The following is a 19,659-nucleotide window of genomic DNA, read 5'->3' as shown; positions in this document are numbered from 1 at the left end:
GCCCCATAACGCAGAAAGCCCGTCACGGGGACGGGCTTTCCGGGAACGCGGTCGAGCCTGGCTCGACGCTATCGTTCGGTGCGAGCGATCAACCCAGCTTGACCAGCCAGTTGTGGCGGTCCGGCAGACGGCCGTACTGGATATCGGTCAGCTCCTTGCGCAGCGACATGGTCACTTCGCCGGCCGGGGCGTTGATGTCGCCCACCGAGAAGCCCTCGCCCTTCAGCTGGCCGATCGGGGTAACCACCGCCGCCGTGCCGCAGGCGAACACTTCGCTGATCGCACCGGAGGCCACGCCGTCCTTCCACTCGTCAATGCTGACCTTGCGCTCTTCGACCTTCATGCCGCGGTCGCGCGCCAGCTGCAGGATGCTCTCGCGGGTGATGCCCTCGAGGATGCTGCCGGACAGTTCCGGGGTAACCAGCGTGCCGTCCTTGTAGACCAGGAACACGTTCATGCCGCCCAGTTCTTCCAGGTACTTGCCCTCGACCGGGTCGAGGAACAGCACCTGCGAGCAGCCCTGGGCCTGTGCCTTCTGCTGCGGCAGCAGCGAGGCGGCGTAGTTGCCACCGCACTTGGCGGCACCGGTGCCACCCTTGGCCGCACGGGCATACTCGGTCGACAGCCAGATCGACACCGGGGCGACGCCCTTGGCGAAGTACGGGCCGGCCGGGCTGGCGATGACGTAGTAGCCGGCCTTGTGCGCGCCGCGCACGCCGAGGAAGGCTTCGTCGCCGATCATGAACGGACGGAAGTACAGGCTGGACTCGTCGGCCGACGGCACCCAGGCGCTGTCCACCGCGATCAGCTGCTTCAGCGATTCAACGAAGATCTCCACCGGCAGTTCCGGCAGCGCCAGGCGCTGCGCCGAACGCTGCAGGCGACGGCCGTTGGCATCCGGGCGGAAGGTCCAGATCGAACCGTCGGCGTGGCGGTAGGCCTTGATGCCTTCGAAGATTTCCTGGCCGTAGTGCAGCACGGCCGCAGCCGGATCCAGCTGCAGCGGGCCGTAGGCGCGCACGTTGGCGTTGTGCCAGCCGGCATCCTTGTCCCAGCGCACTTCCACCATGTGATCGGTGAAGTGCAGGCCGAAGCCCGGCTTCTCCAGGATCTGGGCGCGCTCTTCAGCGCTGCGCGGGTGGTCCGAACGGGTGACGGCGAAGCTGGGAATGGACTGGGACACCGGAGATTTCCTGTTCTGGTTGCGGGTAGTGCCGGGCCCGCGTCGCTGCGGGCCGTGGGTCAAAGCATGCCGGTCTCGAGCCGCGCCGCTTCGGACATCATGTGCTGGTTCCACGGCGGGTCGAATACCAGCTCGACGTCGGCCTCGGCCACCGTCGGGATCATTTCAAGCTTGCTGCGCACATCATCGACCAGGATGTCACCCATGCCGCAGGCCGGTGCGGTCAGGGTCATCTTCACGTCGATCTCGCGCTGGCCTTCGTCCAGATGCTTGATCTCGACCTCGTAGACCAGGCCCAGTTCGACGATGTTCACCGGAATTTCCGGGTCGAAGCAGGTGCGAAGCTGCTGCCACACCAGCTGTTCCACCTGTTCATCGGTGGCATCGGCGGGCAGCTCCAGCGGTGCCGGGGCCTCCTTGCCGATGGCGTCGCCGTCCTTGCCGGCGATGCGGAACAGGTTGCCCTCGACGAACACCGAGTAACTGCCGCCCAACGCCTGGGTGATGTACCCATAGCTGCCGGCGGGCAGGGTCACGGTATCGCCCTGCGGGACCATCACGGCCTCGCAATCGCGTTCGAAGTGGACAGGTTCGCTGCTACGGGAATACATGGGGACCGATATGGGGCCGCGGCCGAGGCCACGCAAGACGGCATTCTAGCCCAGCCGCCCTGCCACCGCCGGTGCACTGCGGCAAACCACAGTATCCTGTGGGCGACCTTCTGGGAGCTTCGATGTCCTCCAATGCCGCGCGTGCCAGGACCGTGACCTGGCTCTGGCCCTTCATGCTGTTGCTGGGTCTGGTTGTTGCTCCCCTTGCCTGGATGGTGCTGGCGCTGATGACCGGTCGGCAGGTCGGCTGGATGGCGGTACTGACCGCACTGGAACTGGTGTTCATGCTGCGCATGGGCACGCTGGGGCCGGGCCGCCTGCGCATCGCGCTGGTCGTGCTGGGCACGCTGCTGGTCGCCGCCGTGGCCAACTGGACCATCGCCAGTGCGTGGATGGGCGGCTCGATCGGGCTGGGTTTGTGGGACGCCAGCCTGCGCATGGGCCCGCACCTGGCCTGGACCCTGATCACCCTGGCCAATGGCGCGATGGAATGGCTATGGCTGGCCGTGGCCGTGATCGTCGGCGCCTGGCTGGCGCGCTGAGTGCGCAGATCCACGCCCCCTGTGGGATGCGGTAGTGCCGGCCGCTGGCCGGCAGAGGCGTGCGGACCAAGGTCCGCACCTTCCAAGTGCAGCCACCATGCGTGGATGGGGGTAGTGCCGGCCGCTGGCCGGCAGAAACGTGCGGACCAAGGTCCGCACCTACCGGCCCTCGGCGGATCCGACCCCGGCCTTCAATGCCCGCCGTCGAGCGCCTTCAGTTCACTTACCAGTGAGGCCGCCGCTTCAGCACCATCGCCGTACAGCATGCGGGTGTTGTCGGCGTAGAACAGCGCATTCTCGATGCCGGCAAAGCCGGTGCCCTTGCCGCGCTTGATCACCACCACGTTGCGCGCGTTGACCACGTCCAGCACCGGCATGCCGTAGATCGGGCTGGCCGGGTCGGTACGCGCGACCGGATTGACCACGTCGTTGGCACCGATCACCAGCACCACGTCGGTGTTGGCGAATTCGGGATTGATGTCGTCCATGTCAGCGATCAGGTCGTAGGGCACGCCCGCTTCGGCCAGCAGCACGTTCATGTGCCCGGGCATGCGCCCGGCCACCGGGTGGATGGCGAACTTCACCTTCACCCCGCGCTGGCCCAGCCGCTGCGCCAGTTCCCAGATCTTGTGCTGGGCCTGCGCGACCGCCATGCCATAACCGGGCACGATCACCACGCGCTCGGCGAAGGCCATCATCGCCGCCACGTCGGCCGCTTCAATCGGCTTCTGCGAACCGGAGATCGCCTGTGCTTCACCGCCGGCACCACCGCCGAAGTTGGAGAACAGCACATTGCGGATCGGCCGGTTCATTGCCTTGGCCATCAGCCGGGTCAGCAGGATGCCCGCCGCACCGACCATCATGCCGGCGATGATCAGCGCCTCGTTGCCCAGCACATAGCCTTCGAACGACACCGCCAGGCCAGTGAACGCGTTGTACAGAGAGATCACCACCGGCATGTCAGCGCCACCGATCGGCAGCGTCATCAACACGCCCAACGCCAGCGCCAGCACGAAGAAGGCGACGATCGCCCAGGTGCTGAGCGTGCTGGCGGCGATGATCGCCAGGACCACCACCGCCAGCGCCACCACCAGGTTCATCACCTGCTGGCCCGGCCAGGTCACCCGCTTGTCGAGGCGGCCATCCAGCTTGGCCCAGGCGATCACCGAGCCGGACAGCGACACCGCGCCGATCGCCGCGCCGACCACCGCCAGCAGCAACACCGTGCCCGACGGTTGGCGCGCGGCCAGATCGGCCAGTGCCTGCTCGCTCCAGTGCGTGGTGTCACGGTGGGCCAGGAAGGCATAGCGCAGCAGTTCCACTGCGCCGATCGCCGCCGCCGAACCGCCACCCATGCCGTTGTACAGCGCCACCATCTGCGGCATGTCGGTGATGGCGACCTTGCCGGCCGACCACCAGGCCAGCCCCGCGCCGAGCAGCAGCGCCACCAGGATCAACGGCACGTTGTGCAGTTCGGGCAGGAAGAAGGTCGCCGCCGTGGCCAGCAGCATGCCCAGCCCGGCCCAGCGGATGCCGCTGCGCGCGGTCAGCGGCGAGGCCATGCGCTGCAGGCCCAGCAGGAACAGCGTAGCGGCGACGAGGTAGCTGGCCTTGACCAGCCAGTCGAGCAGTTCGACGGTGCTGATGTTCAAGCCTGCGGCTCCTTCGGCTGATCCTTGCCGCCCTTGGGCGCGCTCGGCTTGAACATTTCCAGCATGCGCGCGGTGACCACGTAGCCGCCGGCGGCGTTGCCGGCGCCAAGCACCACGGCGAGGAAGCCCAGCGCTTTTTCCAGCGGCGTCTGCGCATGCCCCAGCACCACCATCGCACCGATCAGCACGATGCCGTGGATGAAGTTGGAACCCGACATCAGCGGGGTGTGCAGGATCACCGGCACCCGCGAAATGATCACGTGGCCGGCAATGGCGGCCAGCATGAAGATGTACAGCGCTACGAACCCGTCACTCACTGGCAACGCTCCCGCTCTGTCTTCGTCGGCCCATCATAACCACGGGCTGAACCCGGCGCGTACCCCGCGTCAACCGAAGCCACGCTCACGCGTTGTCGATGGTGACCCCGAGCGAGGAACCGTACCCTGTGCTGGTGAGCAGCCCCGTCCCCCCGAGCGCCGAGACCGATGCCGTGCCGGCGTCGCTGGAAGCGTTCCTGGCCAGCGTCGGCCCGCGTGCGTTCCGCTTCGCCGAGGCCGGCCTGCGCCAGCGCGAAGACGCCATGGACGCGGTGCAGGACGCGCTGATGCGCATGCTGGACTATGCCGACAAACCGGCCACCGAATGGGCGCCGCTGTTCTGGAGCATCCTGCGCCGGCGCGTGATCGACCTGCAGCGCCGGCGCCGCTTCCGCCTGCCGTTCTGGCGCGACAACCAGGACGCCGACGGGGGCGACATCGACTGGGCCGACCCCGGCCCGGACCCGGCGCAGGCGCATGAGCAGCGCCAGCAGTACCAGCAGCTGGTGCAGGCACTGCGCACGCTGCCTGCGCGCCAGCGCGAGGCCTTCACGCTGCGCGTGCTGCAGGACCTGGACGGGGCCACCACCGCCCGCGCCATGGGCTGCAGCGAAGGCGCGGTAAAAACCCATCTGGCACGCGCCCGGCAGGCGCTGCAGGACTACCTGGAGACCCACCCGTGAACCGCTCCCTGCCCTCCGATGACACCCTGCGCAGCCTGCACGCGCAGTCGCTGCAGGCGCTGTCGCCGGCCACGCTGGCCCGGTTGCGCCTGGCCCGCCACGGCGCCACGGCGGCCCATCGCGGGCGCTGGCGCTGGTGGCTGGCCAGTGCCTGTTCGCTGGTGGTGGCACTGGGTATCGGCCTGCAGTTCAGCGGCCACGGCCCCGTGACGGGCCCCGCGCCGGCTCCGGTGCTGGCCTCGGTGGAAGACAACAGCGCGCTGTACGACGAAAATCCCGATCTGTACCTGTGGCTGGGCGACACCGACCTGGCGATGGAGTGAAACCATGCCCCGATTGAACATCCTGCCGCTGTTGCTGACCCTGTCGCTGCTGCCGGCCGTCCCGGCGCTGGCGCAGAGCGCCGCGCACACGCCTGCCGCGCGCCCCCTGCCGGCCACGCCCCTGCCAGCGTGGGAACAGCTGAGTGAAGCCCAGCGCGAATCCCTGCTGGCACCGCTGCGCGACCGCTGGAACGGCGCCGATGCCGGCCAGCGCCAGCGCATGCTCTCTCACGGCCAGCGCTGGCAGTCGATGAGCCCGGAGGAGCGCGACAAGGCCCGTCGCGGCCTGCGCCGCTTCGAGCACATGAGCCCGGAACAGCGCGAGCAGGCGCGTGCCCTGTTCGGGCAGATGCGCGACATGCCACCTGCGCAGCGCGAAGCCCTGCGTGAGCGCTGGTCGCAGATGACGCCGGAGCAGCGCAAGGACTGGGTGCGCGACAATCCGCCGCCGGCGAAGCCGCGGTAAACCTTCGGGATAGCGGGGGCCAGATCCCTTTGCCAGCGGCAAAGGGATCTGACCCCACGTCATTCACGACTGCCAGCGCGTCTTCGCCAGCAGTTCGTCTTCCCAATCGAAGCCGAGCTGGCCCTCGCGCACGAACAGCGCGACGAAGTTGAGCAAGTTGCGCGCATACATTTCGCTGGCCTGGGTCGCACCACGACTGGCCAGGCCCAGCGGGCCATCGATGGTCACCCCTTGATGCTCGATGCACTGGCCCGGCTGGGTCAGCGCGCAGTTGCCGCCGCTCTCCGCCGCCAGGTCCACGATCACGCTGCCGGTGGCCATGCCATCCACCATCGCGGCGGTCACGATCGTCGGTGCCGGGCGCCCCGGCACTGCCGCCGTGCAGATCACCACATCGACGCCGCGCAGATGGTCGGCCAGGCGGCGCTGCTGTTCGGCGCGCTCCTCATCGGTGAGCGCGCGCGCATAGCCGCCCTCACCCGCCGCGCTCACGCCCAGGTCGAGGAAGCGCGCACCCAGCGACTGGATCTGCTCGCGGGTTTCCGGGCGCACGTCGAAGCCCTCCACCTGCGCGCCGAGCCGGCGCGCGGTGGCAATCGCCTGCAACCCGGCCACGCCGGCACCGATCACCAGCACCTTGGCCGGCCGCACGGTACCGGCGGCGGTGGTCAGCATCGGGAAGAAGCGCGGCGCGCGCTCGGCGGCGATCAGCGCGGCCTTGTAACCGGCCATGCCGGCCTGTGAACTGAGCACGTCCATCGCCTGCGCACGGGTGGTGCGCGGCAGCTGCTGCAGCGGGAACAGGTGCAGACGATCCTCGGCAGCGAGTGCAGCCAGGGCTGGATCGCTGGCCGGGGTCAGCAATCCGACCACGCTGGCACCCGGCTTGAGCTTTTCCAGCACCCCCGCAGGCGGTGCCTGCACGCACAGCAGGATGTCGATCTCGCCCCAGCGCTGCGCATCGAACGCACGGGCACCGGCATCGTCATAGGCCGCATCGGTGAAACCCGCCGCGAGGCCGGCACCGCTTTCGTACCAGACGGTGATGCCCAGGGCACCGAGCTTGCGCGCGGTCTCCGGCGTCAGCGCCACGCGCCGTTCGCCCGGCACGGTCTCCTTGATCCCCAGCAACGCCACGGCCATGCAGGTCCCCGCTGATCGGTGAGTTTTCCCGATCCTAGCAGGCGGCCCTGCTCAATGCAGGGTGGCGCTGCCCGGGTCCAATCGATCGATCACACCCTGCATCGCGCTGTCGAAGGCGCCATCATCAACGTGGGCACGCAGGCGGCCCAGCCGCACCATCACCGCCAGCTCTTCCGGCGAGGCCACGCAGAAGCGCACACCTCGGCGGTTCACGAACAGCAGGCGCGAAGAGATCGGACTGACCCAGGACAGCTTGCCGGCCTGGACCTTGCCATCCTTGTCGACGAAGTCCAGCCAGTTGCCGATTTCCATGCGACGGAAGCGATCGGCGTCGGCATTGTCGAAGTCATCGGCATCGATCTGCCCCCCCAGTTCCACTGCCGGCGACTCGGCCACCGGCGGTGCCGGCAGTGCGACCTGCGGCAGCTCCGGCAGCGCGCGCTGCAGCTCCGGACGGGACTCGGCAATGCCCTGCAGGGTGTCATGCAGGGCGTCGATGGCGCCGGTGGCCGCGTCACCATGTACGCCGACACTGGCGAACACCTTGGCCAGCGCCGGCTGCCAGGCCTGCAGCCACGGCTTGCCGACGATCTGGCGGCGGGCCTCGGCCACTTCCTCCAGCAGGCCGTCGCCCAGGCCCAGGGCCTCGGCCACCGACGCGCCCTCCTCGCCTTCGCGCAGCAGCGCCAGGGTCAGGTGGTGCTGCCACGGCTGGCGCAGGAACTCGGCGATGGCCGGCGGCAAAGTGGCGTCACCGATACGGCGATCCAGCTCGGCGCCGGCACGGGTACGGGCCATTTCCAGCTTTTCCTGGCCGCGCTGGGTCTCGGCAGCACGGCGCTCGGCGATTTCCACACGGCGGCGATGCTGCACCAGGAACTCGCGGAATTCTTCTTCCAGGGTCAGGAAGATCGCCAGGTTCTCGTTGAACTCGGCCACCAGGCGCTCAATGATTTCCTCGACCTTTGCCATCAGCATGCGCTCGGCCTGGCTCTCGCCGGTGTTGCCTTCGCAGGCCTCGGCCAGCGAATTGAGCAGCTTGCGGGCCGGGTGGGTCTTCTGCACGAACATGCGGCGGTCGAGCATCGCGACCTTGACGAACGGCACCACCAGGCGGCCGATCAGCTCGCGCGAGCGGCCTTCCAGTTCGCGCTCGTCCAGCATCACGTCGAACAGCATGCCGACCAGGTCGATCGCATCTTCGTCCTGCGGGTCCAGCCGGGTCTGGCCGGGGTCGACGCCGAGGCGGGTGGCGCTGGACAGCACTTCACTCTTCAACCGCTGCGCCAGCGATTCACCATCCTCGCCGATCGCTGCACGCAGCGTCGCACTGGGGGTGGCCTGCAGGAGCGACAACACCGACATCATCTCGCGCTGGCTGAGCGGGCGCTGCTGGCCGATCGCCACCTGCGCGGCCGACGTTGCATCCTCGCGCACATGGCGGGTCTGCTGCAGCAGTTCGTGCAGCGCTTCCAGCAGCATGCCCTGCTGGCCGGCGTAGGCCTCGCCAGTACCGCTGTCTTCGCCCGGCAGGTGCTGCTGCATGTGGCCACGCCGCTCGGACCAGCGCGCGGCAAAGCGCTGTGCCCAGGCCGGCGCGGCCTGCTCATCTTCACTGAAGTCGGCATCGAAGCCCGCGCCCTGGCGCTGTTCCACCAGGTCGTCCAGGGCCGAGGCCATGCGCGGGTCGGGCGCGGCCGACGGCGGACGCCGTGGCGCCCCCATCTGCGACATCACGCCGGCCGCAGCCAGTTGTTCGTCAAGCTTCTCGTAGATGCGGCCGACCGGTGCGCGCAGGTCGCGCTCGCACAGCTTGATCAGCACCAGGTGCACTTCCGGGGCCAGTTCACAGCCGGCAAAAGCTTCGTGGATGGCGACACCCAGATGCTCGGGACTGATCGGGTTGTGATCGGCATCCAGTTCACTGCCACCGATCAGCCGGCCCAGGCGGCGGTCGAGCCGCGCCAGCACCGGTTTGAAGTCACGCAGCAGCACGGTGGCGAAGTTGCGCACTGCCAGCCGCGATTCCAGCACATGTTCCGCCAACAGACTCAGGCCGTCCTCGGCCGGGCCGGACAGGGTCGTTTCGGCCGACAGCGGTTCACCGCTGGCCAGCGCCTCCCAGGCCCGCTGCAGATGGCCGGCAAAGGCGGCCGCGATATCCTCGCGGCGGCGGCGCAGTTCACGCATCGCATCCAGGAACAGCAGCTGCGACGAACCGGCATTGCCGGCCCGGTCGAACAGGGCATCGTCGAACCGTGCCAGTGCGGCCCCGAAGGCCTGGCACAGCGCCGGCAGGACCATGTCCCGGGCACGCTGGAGCTGGGCCGGGTCACGCCCCGGCGATCCCATCGGTGTGGGCACGCTCATCATTCGGGAAGGCTCCCCACCTTCTCTGGTACGACAGACAGCATGGACATCGCGACGGCCGGCACACCCCATGCACCGGTACGTCGATGGTAGGCCGGCCAGCCCGTCACGGACAGTGAAACAGTCCTCACTTCAAACCTCATGACCGGCGGCCCGGCAAGATAGATATCGTAAGCCGTGCAAGGCCTGCGAGGCGAGGGGAAGCGGCCGTCCGTTTCCCGCCAGTGGCATGACGTTCATCACAGTTTGATATTCAAAGGCCGGACGCGACACAAACGGCGTCGTTGACCACCCCGACTATAATCAAACACCCGTGATGACCGGTTCAGACTCCATGCCCGACCCCGCCGCCCTGCTTGCCCTGGATGCCCGCCGCTCAGTGCCCTCGCGGCAGCTCGGCGAGCCCGGACCGGACCCGGCCACCCTGCAGCGGATGCTGGCTTCGGCGGTGCGCGTGCCCGACCACGGCAAGCGCGTGCCGTTCCGCTTCCTGAAGATCGCCGGCGATGCACGTCACACTCTGGGCGACTTCCTGGTCGAACTCAGCCGCCAGCGCGACCCGCATGCCGGCGAGGCGGTATTCGAGAAGGACCGCCAGCGCTTCAGCCACGCGCCGCTGGTGATCGTGGTGGTGGCCAGCCCGCGCCCGGACCCGAAGGTGCCCGAGCAGGAGCAGCTGATGACCGCCGGCTGCGTCTGCTTCGCCCTGCTGCAGGCGGCACAGGCGCTGGGCTTCGGCGCCCAGTGGCTGACCGCTTGGATGGCATTCGACCCCGTCGTGCAGGCCCACCTGGGCCTGGCCGCGGGCGAAAGCATCGCAGGTTTCATCCACATCGGTACGCCGAAGGCCGAGGTTCCCGAGCGCGAGCGCCCCGACCCTGCGGCGCTGCTGCGCGACTGGACGCCGCCGGCATGACCCTGCCGGCACCGGCGCCCTCGCTGTACCTGGTTGATGCCAGCATCTATGTGTTCCGCGCCTGGCATTCGTTGCCGGACCAGTTCCAGGATGCACAGGGCTGGCCGACCAACGCCGTGCACGGCTTCGCCCGCTTCCTGCTGGACCTGCTTGAGCGCGAGCGCCCGCGGCACATCGCCATCGCCTTCGACGAAGCGCTCGACAGCGGCTTCCGCCACCGCCTGTACGCGGCCTACAAGGCCAACCGCGACCCGGCGCCGGAAGCACTCAAGCGCCAGTTCGTGCACTGCAAGGCACTGTGCGCCGCGCTGGGCCTGGTGGTGCTGGCCCATCATGACTACGAGGCCGATGACCTGATCGGCAGTGCCCTGCACCAGCACCGGCACAGCCATCGTGGCGTGATCATTTCCGCCGACAAGGACCTGTCGCAGCTGCTGCTCGATCACGACGAGCAGTGGGACTACGCGCGCAACCAGCGCTGGGACGTGGCCGGCGTCAAGGCGCGGCATGGCGTGCATGCGCACCAGATCGCCGATTACCTGGCGCTGTGCGGCGATGCGGTGGACAACATTCCCGGCGTCAGTGGTGTCGGCAGCAAGTCCGCCGCCGTGCTGCTGGCCCACTTCGGCAGCATGGATGCGCTGTACGAACGCCTGGACGAAGTGCCGTTCCTGCGCCTGCGCGGCGCCGCGCAGATGGCGGTGCGCCTGCGCGAGCAGCGCGAGCACGCCCTGCTGTGGCGCCAGCTGACCACCATCGCGCTGGATGCGCCGCTGGAAGGCAGCCAGCCCGGACTGCTGCGCCAGGCGGCCGACCCGGAGCTGCTCGGTGGCCTGTGCCAGACCCTGCGCTTCGGCCCGATGACCCGCCGCCGGCTGTTCGATGCCGCCGGCGTGGCCGACCCTCTTCCCATCCACAGCGAGCCCGCATGAGCCAGCGCAATACCGAAGCCCCGCGTGTCGTCTATGAAGGCAAGTACCAGCGCATGCTGGTGCGCGGCACCTGGGAATACAGCGAACGTACCCATGCCGGTGGCCTGGCGGCGATCATCATCGCCGTCACCCCCGAGGACAAGGTGCTGTTCGTCGAACAGTTCCGCGTGCCACTGCAGGCACCCACCATCGAGATGCCAGCCGGCCTGGTCGGCGACATCCATGCCGGCGAGTCGATCGAAGTCTCGGCCGTGCGTGAGCTGGAAGAAGAAACCGGCTGGACCGCCGATCACGCCGAAGTGCTGATGATCGGCCCGACCTCCTCCGGTGCCAGCAGCGAGAAGATCGCCTTCGTGCGCGCCACCGGCCTGCGCCGGATCGGCGAAGGCGGCGGCGATGACAGCGAGGACATCACCGTGCACGAGATTCCGCGCGCGCAGGCCGCGGCGTGGCTGGTGCAGAAGATGGGCGAAGGCTACGAGCTGGATGCCAAGCTGTGGGCCGGCCTGTGGATGATCGAGCACCACCTCGACGGGCGCGCGCGTGGCTGACGCCGATCTGCACGCGCTGCCGGCGTTGCTGGGCGCCGATGACCCGGCGCTCTACACGATCCACCAGCCGCAGGGCGCCTCGCCGTTCCTGCTGCTGGCCGACCACGCTGGCCAGCAGGTGCCGCGCGCCCTCGCCGGCCTGGGCTTGCCGCAGGCCGAACTGGACCGCCACATCGGCTGGGACATCGGCATTGCCGGCACCACCCGCGCATTGGCCGAACGGCTCGATGCCTGGGCGATCGAACAGACCTATTCGCGGCTGCTGATCGACTGCAACCGTCCGCTGGCCTCGCCCACGCTGATTCCGGAAGTGAGCGACCACACCGTGGTGCCAGCCAATGTCGGGCTGTCGACAGCGCAGCGGCAGCAGCGCATCGATGCGATCCACGCGCCGTACCACGCGCGCATCGACGCCGAACTGGACGCGCGCCGAGATGCCGGCCGCCCCACCCTGCTGGTGATGATGCACAGCTTCACCCCGGTGATGAACGGCATGCAGCGGCCGTGGCAGGCCGGCGTGCTGTACCACCAGGACACGCGATTTGCGCATGCACTGCTGCAGGCGCTGCGCGACGAAGGCGACCTGGTGGTGGGCGACAACGAGCCGTACTCGGTGAGCAGCACCAGCGACTACGCAGTGCCGGTGCATGGCGAAGGCCGCGGCCTGGTGCACGTGGAGCTGGAAATCCGCCAGGACCTGATTGCCGATGCCGCCGGACAGCAGGCATGGGCGGAGCGGCTGGCGCGGATCTTCAGCGCGTTGCAGCCGCAGTTGCTGGCGGCCGGTTGAGGATCGTCCACGCATGGCGTGGATCTACCCCGAATCGGTAGTGCCGGCCGCTGGCCGGCAACCTCAGGACAGTTGGATCATTGCGTTTGCCGGCCAGCGGCCGGCACTACCGCTACCGCTGCCGGGCGCAGGCCCAGCGCGATCACCACGCCGAGCGCGGCGAACAGCGCGGCGCCGTACTGTGCATTGACCATGCCCTGCAGGGCATCGGGACTGGTTGCTGCCTGCGTGCCGCGTGCGGCGTTGGCGACCATCACCAGTACCGCCAATCCCAGGGCGCCGCCGATCTGCTGGGCGGTGGCCGCCATGCCGGACGCGACACCTTGCTGCGGACCCGGCACTCCCTGCCCGGCCACGATCCACATCGCCGTCCAGCTCATGCCCTGGCCGATGCTGAGCACCACGATGCCCGGCAGCAGCGGCCAGTAGCCGGCGCCATGCGGCATCGCCAGCGCCACCGCGGCGATGCCGATGGCACCGGCGGCGAATCCCCAGGCCAGCACCTGCCGTGGCGAACGGCACCGCAGCATGCGTTCGGCAATACGGATGCCGAAGGTGCACACCAGTGTCGGCAGCAGGAAGGCCATCCCGGCCTGCAGCGGGCTCCAGCCATAGCCGTCCTGGAAATACAGCGCCAGGAAGTAGTACTGCACGCCATAGCTGCTCATGAAGGCGAAGGTCAGGCCGAGTGCCGCGCGCAGGCCAGGCAGGCGCAACAGCGAAAACTGCATCAGCGGGTCTCGGCTGCGCCTTTCGATCTGTACGAACACCGTCAACAGTACGGCTGAAAGCAGCAGGCAGATGAGCGTGGCCGGCGCCGTCCAGCCCCACTCCGGGCCCTGAACCAGGGTGGTAACCAGCAGGCTGCCGCCGGCGGTGACGGTGAGGCAACCGGCCAGGTCGAATGAACGGCCCTGCACCCGTGGGCCATCGGCCGGCAGCCACGCGCCGGCCGCGACCGCACACGCAGTTGCCAACGGCACGATCACCGCCAGCACCGCCGGCCAGCCGAACGCCTGGGTCAGCACCCCGCCCAGCAACGTGCCCAACGCCAACCCGACCGCGCTGGCCATGCTCCAGATCGCCAGCGCGCGGTTGCGCACCGGGCCCTCCGCGTACAGCGTGTTGATCAGCGCCAACGTGGCCGGGAACAACAATGCAGCACCGATGCCCTGTGCCGCGCGCGCGATGATCAACAGCGTGGCATTGGGCGCCAGTGCACCCAGCAGCGAGGCCAGCGCGAACAGCAGCATGCCCAGCCGGTAGAAGCGGCGACGGCCGATCAGATCGGCGGCACGCCCGCCCAGCAGCAGGCTGCCGCCGAAGGCCACGGTGTAGGCACTGACCACCCATTGCAGCTGCTGCGCGTTGATCTGCAACGCGCGCCCCATGTCATGCAGGGCGACGAAGATGATGGTGGCGTCCAGGGCGATGATCAGCTGGGCGGTGGCCAGCAGGGTCAGCGCCCAGCGCGGGTATTTGAGGGGAGGCATCGGTGGTCTGGCGCGGTGGGGGAGCGCAGTCTCATTGATGCAGCCGAATCAATAAACCCCCAATCCACCATATCTGTCATGATTTTCGGCATGAATGAAGCCCCGATGGACCTCAATGCCGTGCGCATGCTGGTACAGGTGGCCGAGGCACGCAGCTTCACTGTCGCTGCCGGCCAGCTCGGCCTGAGCCAGTCCGGGCTGTCGCGCGCGATCAGCCGGCTGGAAGCCACGCTGGGGGTGAAGCTGCTGCAGCGGAACACCCGCAACGTGGCACTGACCCCGGATGGCCGCCAGTTCGTCGATCAGGTCTCGCCCCTGCTGGCCGGCCTCGACGACGCCGAGCGGCAACTGGCCGACCGCCCGTGCACACCCTCGGGCACGCTGAAGATCAGCGCGCCGTCGATGTTCGGGCGCAAGGTGCTGGTGCCGCTGCTGGCGCCGCTGCTGCAGCAGCATCCGCAGCTGCAGGTGGAAGCCGTGCTCAGCGATCGTCTGGTCGACCTGGTTGAAGAAGGGTTCGATGCCGCGCTGCGCACCGGGGTCATCGCCGACCAGCGCATCGTCGCGCGTCCCCTGCGTCCGCTGCGCTGGGTAACCGTGGCCAGCCCGCGGTACCTGGAGCGCTGTGGCTCGCCGGCCGATGTGGCCGCGTTGCAGGAACATGCCTGCCTGGCGGTGCGCAACCTGCGCAGCGGCCGCCAGGTGGATTGGCAGTTCCTGCAGGACGGGCAGCTGCGTGAGTTCACCCCGCCGACGCGGATGGTGTTCGACAGCGGTGATCCGCTGGTGGAAGCGGCGATCGCCGGCATCGGCATCGTGCAGGTGATGGATTTCGCGGTGGCCGATGCGCTGGCCGATGGCCGCCTGCAACGCGTGCTGCAGCCGTTCGAAGGCCGCAGCCGTGCGCTGTCGTTGATCTACCCGCCGTCGCGCCAGCACTCACCAAAGCTGCAGGTACTGGCCGACGCGCTGCTGGCCGGAGAGTGGTAGCGCCGGCCGCTGGCCGGCGTCCACGTCGCTCCAATCGTTTCGGGGTTGCCGGCCAGCGGCCGGCACTACCGATCAGGCAAAACCATCGGTGGCGCGCACCAGCGCGTCCACATTCTCCGCTTCGAACGCCGAGTGGCCCGAGGCCGGGGTGATTTCCAGCTTCGCCTTCGGCCAGACCTTGGTCAGGTCCCAGGCATTGGCCAGCGGGCAGACCACGTCGTAGCGGCCGTGCACGATCACGCCCGGGATATCGGCGATGCGGTGCGCGTCGCGCAGCAGCTGGTCTTCCACCTCGAAGAAGCCGCCGTTGACGAAGTAGTGGTTCTCGATGCGGGCGAAGGCCAGCGCGAAATGCGGGTCTTCGTGGCTGTTGATGAAGTCATCATCGACATGCAGGAAGCTGGTCGCGCCTTCCCACACCGCCCACGCCTTGGCGGCTTCCAGGCGGGTGGTTTCGTCTTCGCTGGTCAGGCGGCGGTGGAAGGCCGAGATCAGGTCGTGGCGCTCGACGGCCGGAATCGGCTTCAGGTAGTGCTCCCACGCATCCGGGAACAGGCGGTTGGCGCCTTCCTGGTAGAACCATTCCAGCTCCCAGCGGCGCAGCATGAAGATGCCGCGCAGCACCAGTTCGGTCACGCGCTGCGGGTGGGTTTCGGCGTAGGCCAGGGCCAGGGTCGAGCCCCAGCTGCCACCGAACACCTGCCAGCGATCGACCTTCAGGTGCTCGCGCAGTTTTTCGATATCGGCAACCAGGTCCCAGGTGGTGTTGTCCACCAGATCGGCGTGTGGGGTGGAACGGCCGGCGCCGCGCTGGTCGAACAGGATGATGCGGTACTTGGACGGGTCGTGGAACTGGCGCATCTTGTCGCTGCAGCCGCCGCCCGGACCACCGTGCAGCATCACCACCGGCTTGCCGTCCGGGTTGCCGCACTGTTCGAAGTACAGCGTGTGGCGGTCGTCGACCTTCAGGGTGCCGACGTCGTAAGGGGTGATGGCGGGGTACAGCGTACGCATGCTTGCAGCTCCAGGGTGATGCCCTGCCGGGGCAGGAGAACCCCCATTCTAGGCCGGTCGCCGGCCGAGGGTGATGCGGTCGCGCTGCTCCAGGTCCTGCACGGTCTGCACGTCGGCGAAACGCGCCGCCTCGAACAGCGCGCGGATCGCTTCGCCCTGGTCCCACCCGTGTTCGATCAGCAGCCAGCCCCCGGGCAGCAGGTGCGCCTGGCCACCGTCGACGATGCGGCGGATGTCATCCAGGCCATCCACGCCGGAGGCCAGCGCGGTAGCCGGTTCGAAGCGCAGGTCGCCCTGCTGCAGATGCGGATCATCGCTGACGATGTACGGCGGGTTGCTGGCGATCAGGTCGAAGCGCGCGGCCTGCAGCGGCGCGTACCAGTCATGCCCACCCTCGGCGAAGCGCACGTTGCGCAGTTCATGGCGTGCGGCGTTGCGCGCGGCTACGGCCAGCGCACCCGCGCTGGCATCGGTGGCCAGTACCTGCGCTTGCGGCCGTTCGCTGGCCAGCGCCAGCGCGATCGCGCCGCTGCCGGTACCGAGGTCGGCCAGCTGCAGCGGGCGGCCCAGTGGAAGGCGATCCAGTGCCAGTTCCACCAGCAGTTCGGTTTCCGGGCGCGGAATCAGCGTGGCCGGGTCGACCTCCAGGTCCAGCGTCCAGAAACCGCGGCGACCGGTCAGGTAGGCCACAGGCTCGCCGGCCACGCGACGCGCCAGCAGCGTTTCGAAGGTGGCGAGTTCAGCGGCGGGCAGCGGGTCGGTAGCGTGTGCGAACAGCCAGCTGCGCGGGCGCTCCAGCACGTGCAGCAGCAGCAGTTCGGCCTCGTGGCGGGCCTCGATGCCGCCCAGGCGGGCACTGGCCTCGGCCACGACCTGGCGCAGGGAGGGTTCGGTTTTGACGGACATGCCGCAATTGTAGAGTCGAGCTTGCTCGACTGCTCCCTGCCCATGGTCGAGCAGGCTCGACGCTACAAAAGGCGGGAATCCGTTCAGGTTCTGGCGGACGGGATAAGGAAGGGCTATCGGCCGTCTTCACCCTCCAGGGAAGATTTTCCTTGTCACACAGGCAGTTGCAGGACGGAGGCAGCCGGATTCAGTGCCTGCTCAGTGCATTTTGATAGACCACATCTATCAAATAGATGCAATCAATGGATTGTTCTTATCGCCAGCGAGTCGGTAACCTAGCTCCTGTCGATTCACCCACTCCCCTTCACCCAGAGGAATAACGATGTCCCTGATCAACACCCAGATCCAGCCGTTCGAAGCCAATGCTTACCTGAATGGCGAGTTCATCAAGGTTTCCGACAGCACCCTGAAGGGCCAGTGGTCGGTCCTGATCTTCATGCCGGCCGCCTTCACCTTCAACTGCCCGACCGAGATCGAAGACGCCGCTGACCATTACGCCGAGTTCAAGAAGGCCGGCGCCGAGGTCTACATCGTCACCACCGACACCCACTTCTCGCACAAGGTGTGGCACGAAACCTCGCCGGCCGTCGGCAAGGCCCAGTTCCCGCTGGTCGGCGACCCGACCCACCAGCTGACCAACGCCTTTGGCGTGCACATTCCGGAAGAAGGCCTGGCCCTGCGCGGCACCTTCATCATCAACCCGGAAGGCGTGATCAAGACCCTGGAGATCCACTCCAACGAGATCGCCCGTGACGTCTCCGAGACCCTGCGCAAGCTGAAGGCTGCCCAGTTCACCGCCGCCAACCCGAACCAGGTGTGCCCGGCGAAGTGGAAGGAAGGCGAGAAGACCCTGACCCCGTCGCTGGACCTGGTCGGCAAGATCTAAGGCAGTACCGGCCTGCCGTGGCCCCACGCCACGGCGCGCCCCTCATCCCCGTGCCGGTCCCCCCGCCGGCGTGGGGGTGAACCCAAGACAGCCAACGCTCGCCCGCCTTGGCCAGCCAGCCCCTTCCACGGTCGCTGTCTTGGGTTCACCCCTACCCCCTGCTGGTCCGCTACCTTCTACAGCGGTGCCACGCCCCCTGTTTGCCTGAAGCCAGGAGATGACCCGATGTTGGACGCCAACCTGCAGTCGCAGCTGAAGACCTATCTGGAGCGCGTGACCCGCCCGATCCAGATCACCGCGCACGCCGACGACGGCGCCAAGTCGCAGGAGATGCTGGAACTGCTGCAGACCCTGGAAAGCCTGTCGGACAAGATCTCGCTGCAGGTGCTGCGCGACGGCCAGGGCCGCGTGCCGTCCTTCGACCTCGGCACCCCGGGCCAGGACATCCACCTGACCTTCGCCGGCCTGCCGATGGGCCACGAGTTCACCTCGCTGGTGCTGGCGCTGCTGCAGGTCGGCGGCCACCCGTCCAAGGCCACCGCCGAGCTGATCGAGCAGGTGCAGAACCTGGAGGGCGACTTCAAGTTCGAAACCTACTTCTCGCTGTCCTGCCAGAACTGCCCGGACGTGGTGCAGGCGCTGAACCTGGCCGCCGTGCTCAACCCGCGCATCCAGCACGTGGCCATCGATGGCGCCCTGTTCCAGGACGAAGTCGAGAAGCGCGAGATCATGTCGGTGCCGACGGTGTACCTCAACGGTGAAGTGTTCGACCAAGGCCGCATGACCCTGGAGCAGATCGTCGCCAAGCTGGACACCAATGCCAGCAAGCGCGATGCCGAGAAAATCGCCGCCAAGGATGCCTTCGACGTGCTGGTGGTCGGTGGTGGCCCGGCCGGCGCCGCTGCGGCGATCTACGCCGCGCGCAAGGGCATCCGCACCGGTATCGCCGCCGAGCGTTTCGGTGGCCAGGTGCTGGACACCATGGCGATCGAGAACTTCATCTCGGTGAAGGAGACCGAAGGCCCGAAGCTGGCCACGGCGCTGGAACAGCACGTGCGCGAGTACGACGTGGACATCATGAACCTGCAGCGTGCCAGCGCTCTGGTGCCGGCCGGCGAAGACGGCCTGGTGCAGGTGCAGCTGGAGAACGGCGCGGTGCTGAAGTCGCGTTCGGTGATCCTGTCCACCGGCGCGCGCTGGCGGCAGATGAACGTGCCGGGCGAAGACCAGTACCGCAACAAGGGCGTGGCCTACTGCCCGCATTGCGATGGCCCGTTGTTCAAGGGCAAGCGCGTGGCGGTGATCGGCGGCGGCAACTCCGGCGTCGAGGCGGCCATCGATCTGGCCGGCATCGTGTCGCATGTAACCCTGCTGGAATTCGATTCCAGCCTGCGCGCCGATGAAGTGCTGCAGAAGAAGCTGCGCAGCCTGGGCAACGTGACCGTGCTGACCAGCGCGCAGACCACCGAAGTGCTGGGCGACGGCAGCCGGGTCACCGGCCTGGTCTACAAGGACCGCGTCGGCGGCGATGCCCACCGCGTCGAGCTGGAAGGCATCTTCGTGCAGATCGGCCTGCTGCCCAACACCGAATGGCTGAAGGACACCGTGGCACTTTCGCCGCGCGGCGAGATCGTCATCGATGACCGTGGCCAAACCAACCTGCCGGGCGTGTTCGCCGCAGGCGATTGCACCACGGTACCCTACAAGCAGATCATCATCGCCATGGGCGCTGGCTCGACCGCCGCACTGAGCGCGTTCGATCACCTGATCCGCTCGTCGGTGAGCAACAGCAGCGGTGCCGTTGCTGAAGCGGCCTGATCCACCGTTCCCAGATCACCGGGAACATTGTCTGCCTGTCGGGTAACCATGCCGTCAGCCGGTCCGTTACCCC

Annotated in this window: 20 protein-coding genes; 11 read left to right on the top strand and 9 right to left on the bottom strand. The window is 68.0% G+C overall.

The window, feature by feature from the left end:
- Positions 1-88 precede the first annotated feature (88 nt).
- Positions 89-1,183, bottom strand: a complete 1,095-nt coding sequence (locus K5L94_RS03705; RefSeq protein WP_004154341.1) for a branched-chain amino acid aminotransferase — start codon at positions 1,181-1,183, stop codon at positions 89-91.
- A 59-nt stretch (positions 1,184-1,242) separates the two neighbouring features.
- On the bottom strand, positions 1,243-1,794 hold the full coding sequence (gene sufT / locus K5L94_RS03700; protein WP_004144911.1) for a putative Fe-S cluster assembly protein SufT: 552 nt from the start codon (positions 1,792-1,794) through the stop codon (positions 1,243-1,245).
- 122 nt (positions 1,795-1,916) lie between these two features.
- Here sufT and K5L94_RS03695 point away from each other — a divergent pair, with 122 nt between their 5' ends.
- Entirely contained in the window at positions 1,917-2,336 is a 420-nt protein-coding gene (locus tag K5L94_RS03695; RefSeq protein ID WP_049457537.1) for a hypothetical protein, read from the top strand.
- A gap of 191 nt (positions 2,337-2,527) precedes the next feature.
- Here the strand turns inward: K5L94_RS03695 and K5L94_RS03690 are convergent, their stop codons facing one another.
- Positions 2,528-3,988 (bottom strand): NAD(P)(+) transhydrogenase (Re/Si-specific) subunit beta, encoded by a 1,461-nt coding sequence (locus tag K5L94_RS03690; protein ID WP_049457538.1) that lies wholly within the window; start codon positions 3,986-3,988, stop codon positions 2,528-2,530.
- Complete coding sequence (locus K5L94_RS03685) at positions 3,985-4,305, bottom strand: NAD(P) transhydrogenase subunit alpha part 2 (RefSeq protein WP_049457539.1); 321 nt, start codon at positions 4,303-4,305, stop codon at positions 3,985-3,987. Before K5L94_RS03685 ends, K5L94_RS03690 begins: the two co-directional genes overlap by 4 nt.
- A 98-nt stretch (positions 4,306-4,403) precedes the next feature.
- Here K5L94_RS03685 and K5L94_RS03680 point away from each other — a divergent pair, with 98 nt between their 5' ends.
- From K5L94_RS03680 to K5L94_RS03670, 3 genes are read left to right on the top strand one after another with little or no spacing between them, the layout of a single operon-like run.
- Entirely contained in the window at positions 4,404-4,988 is a 585-nt protein-coding gene (locus tag K5L94_RS03680) for an RNA polymerase sigma factor (protein WP_080357282.1), read from the top strand.
- Positions 4,985-5,311, top strand: coding sequence for a hypothetical protein (locus K5L94_RS03675; protein WP_049457541.1), 327 nt, complete (start codon positions 4,985-4,987; stop codon positions 5,309-5,311). The genes K5L94_RS03680 and K5L94_RS03675 overlap by 4 nt, the downstream gene beginning before the upstream one ends.
- Before the next feature lie 4 nt (positions 5,312-5,315).
- Complete coding sequence (locus K5L94_RS03670; protein ID WP_053448864.1) at positions 5,316-5,777, top strand: DUF3106 domain-containing protein; 462 nt, start codon at positions 5,316-5,318, stop codon at positions 5,775-5,777.
- Positions 5,778-5,840: 63 nt separating this feature from the next.
- On the opposite strand, the gene K5L94_RS03665 is transcribed toward K5L94_RS03670, so the two are convergent.
- The gene (locus K5L94_RS03665; protein ID WP_053448863.1) at positions 5,841-6,920 is read right to left on the bottom strand and encodes an NAD(P) transhydrogenase subunit alpha; all 1,080 of its coding nucleotides are present in this window, start codon (positions 6,918-6,920) and stop codon (positions 5,841-5,843) included.
- Positions 6,921-6,971: 51 nt separating this feature from the next.
- A complete protein-coding gene (locus K5L94_RS03660) occupies positions 6,972-9,293 on the bottom strand; it encodes a DUF1631 domain-containing protein (protein ID WP_053448862.1) in 2,322 nt (773 codons plus the stop codon).
- 331 nt (positions 9,294-9,624) lie between these two features.
- Here K5L94_RS03660 and K5L94_RS03655 point away from each other — a divergent pair, with 331 nt between their 5' ends.
- From K5L94_RS03655 to K5L94_RS03640, 4 genes are read left to right on the top strand one after another with little or no spacing between them, the layout of a single operon-like run.
- The gene (locus K5L94_RS03655) at positions 9,625-10,206 is read left to right on the top strand and encodes a nitroreductase family protein (RefSeq protein ID WP_053451246.1); all 582 of its coding nucleotides are present in this window, start codon (positions 9,625-9,627) and stop codon (positions 10,204-10,206) included.
- On the top strand, positions 10,203-11,138 hold the full coding sequence (locus tag K5L94_RS03650) for a 5'-3' exonuclease (protein WP_049457964.1): 936 nt from the start codon (positions 10,203-10,205) through the stop codon (positions 11,136-11,138). The genes K5L94_RS03655 and K5L94_RS03650 overlap by 4 nt, the downstream gene beginning before the upstream one ends.
- Positions 11,135-11,689, top strand: coding sequence for an NUDIX hydrolase (locus tag K5L94_RS03645; RefSeq protein ID WP_049457965.1), 555 nt, complete (start codon positions 11,135-11,137; stop codon positions 11,687-11,689). Before K5L94_RS03650 ends, K5L94_RS03645 begins: the two co-directional genes overlap by 4 nt.
- Positions 11,682-12,479 carry an N-formylglutamate amidohydrolase gene (locus tag K5L94_RS03640; protein WP_053448861.1) on the top strand — a complete coding sequence of 266 codons (798 nt, stop codon included), beginning with the start codon at positions 11,682-11,684 and terminating at the stop codon, positions 12,477-12,479. The genes K5L94_RS03645 and K5L94_RS03640 overlap by 8 nt, the downstream gene beginning before the upstream one ends.
- A 77-nt stretch (positions 12,480-12,556) precedes the next feature.
- Here the strand turns inward: K5L94_RS03640 and K5L94_RS03635 are convergent, their stop codons facing one another.
- Entirely contained in the window at positions 12,557-13,972 is a 1,416-nt protein-coding gene (locus tag K5L94_RS03635; protein ID WP_053448860.1) for an MFS transporter, read from the bottom strand.
- A 105-nt stretch (positions 13,973-14,077) separates the two neighbouring features.
- On the opposite strand from K5L94_RS03635, the gene K5L94_RS03630 reads away from it, so the two are divergent.
- The gene (locus tag K5L94_RS03630; RefSeq protein ID WP_053451245.1) at positions 14,078-14,962 is read left to right on the top strand and encodes a LysR family transcriptional regulator; all 885 of its coding nucleotides are present in this window, start codon (positions 14,078-14,080) and stop codon (positions 14,960-14,962) included.
- A 72-nt stretch (positions 14,963-15,034) separates the two neighbouring features.
- On the opposite strand, the gene pip is transcribed toward K5L94_RS03630, so the two are convergent.
- Positions 15,035-15,976 (bottom strand): prolyl aminopeptidase, encoded by a 942-nt coding sequence (gene pip / locus K5L94_RS03625; RefSeq protein ID WP_053448859.1) that lies wholly within the window; start codon positions 15,974-15,976, stop codon positions 15,035-15,037.
- A gap of 48 nt (positions 15,977-16,024) precedes the next feature.
- Positions 16,025-16,882: a peptide chain release factor N(5)-glutamine methyltransferase gene (prmC, locus tag K5L94_RS03620; protein WP_274512017.1), complete on the bottom strand. Its 858-nt coding sequence runs from the start codon at positions 16,880-16,882 to the stop codon at positions 16,025-16,027.
- A 322-nt stretch (positions 16,883-17,204) separates the two neighbouring features.
- Here prmC and ahpC point away from each other — a divergent pair, with 322 nt between their 5' ends.
- Together ahpC and ahpF are read left to right on the top strand one after the other, a co-directional pair.
- Positions 17,205-17,768, top strand: a complete 564-nt coding sequence (gene ahpC / locus K5L94_RS03615) for an alkyl hydroperoxide reductase subunit C (RefSeq protein WP_004144811.1) — start codon at positions 17,205-17,207, stop codon at positions 17,766-17,768.
- A gap of 225 nt (positions 17,769-17,993) precedes the next feature.
- Positions 17,994-19,586 (top strand): alkyl hydroperoxide reductase subunit F, encoded by a 1,593-nt coding sequence (gene ahpF / locus K5L94_RS03610; RefSeq protein ID WP_053448857.1) that lies wholly within the window; start codon positions 17,994-17,996, stop codon positions 19,584-19,586.
- Positions 19,587-19,659 lie beyond the last annotated feature (73 nt).

The sequence above is a fragment of the Stenotrophomonas forensis genome (assembly GCF_028752115.1).
In the GTDB taxonomy this organism is placed as follows: Bacteria; Pseudomonadota; Gammaproteobacteria; order Xanthomonadales; family Xanthomonadaceae; genus Stenotrophomonas; species Stenotrophomonas forensis.
This window is presented reverse-complemented; position numbering and strand designations above follow the sequence as displayed.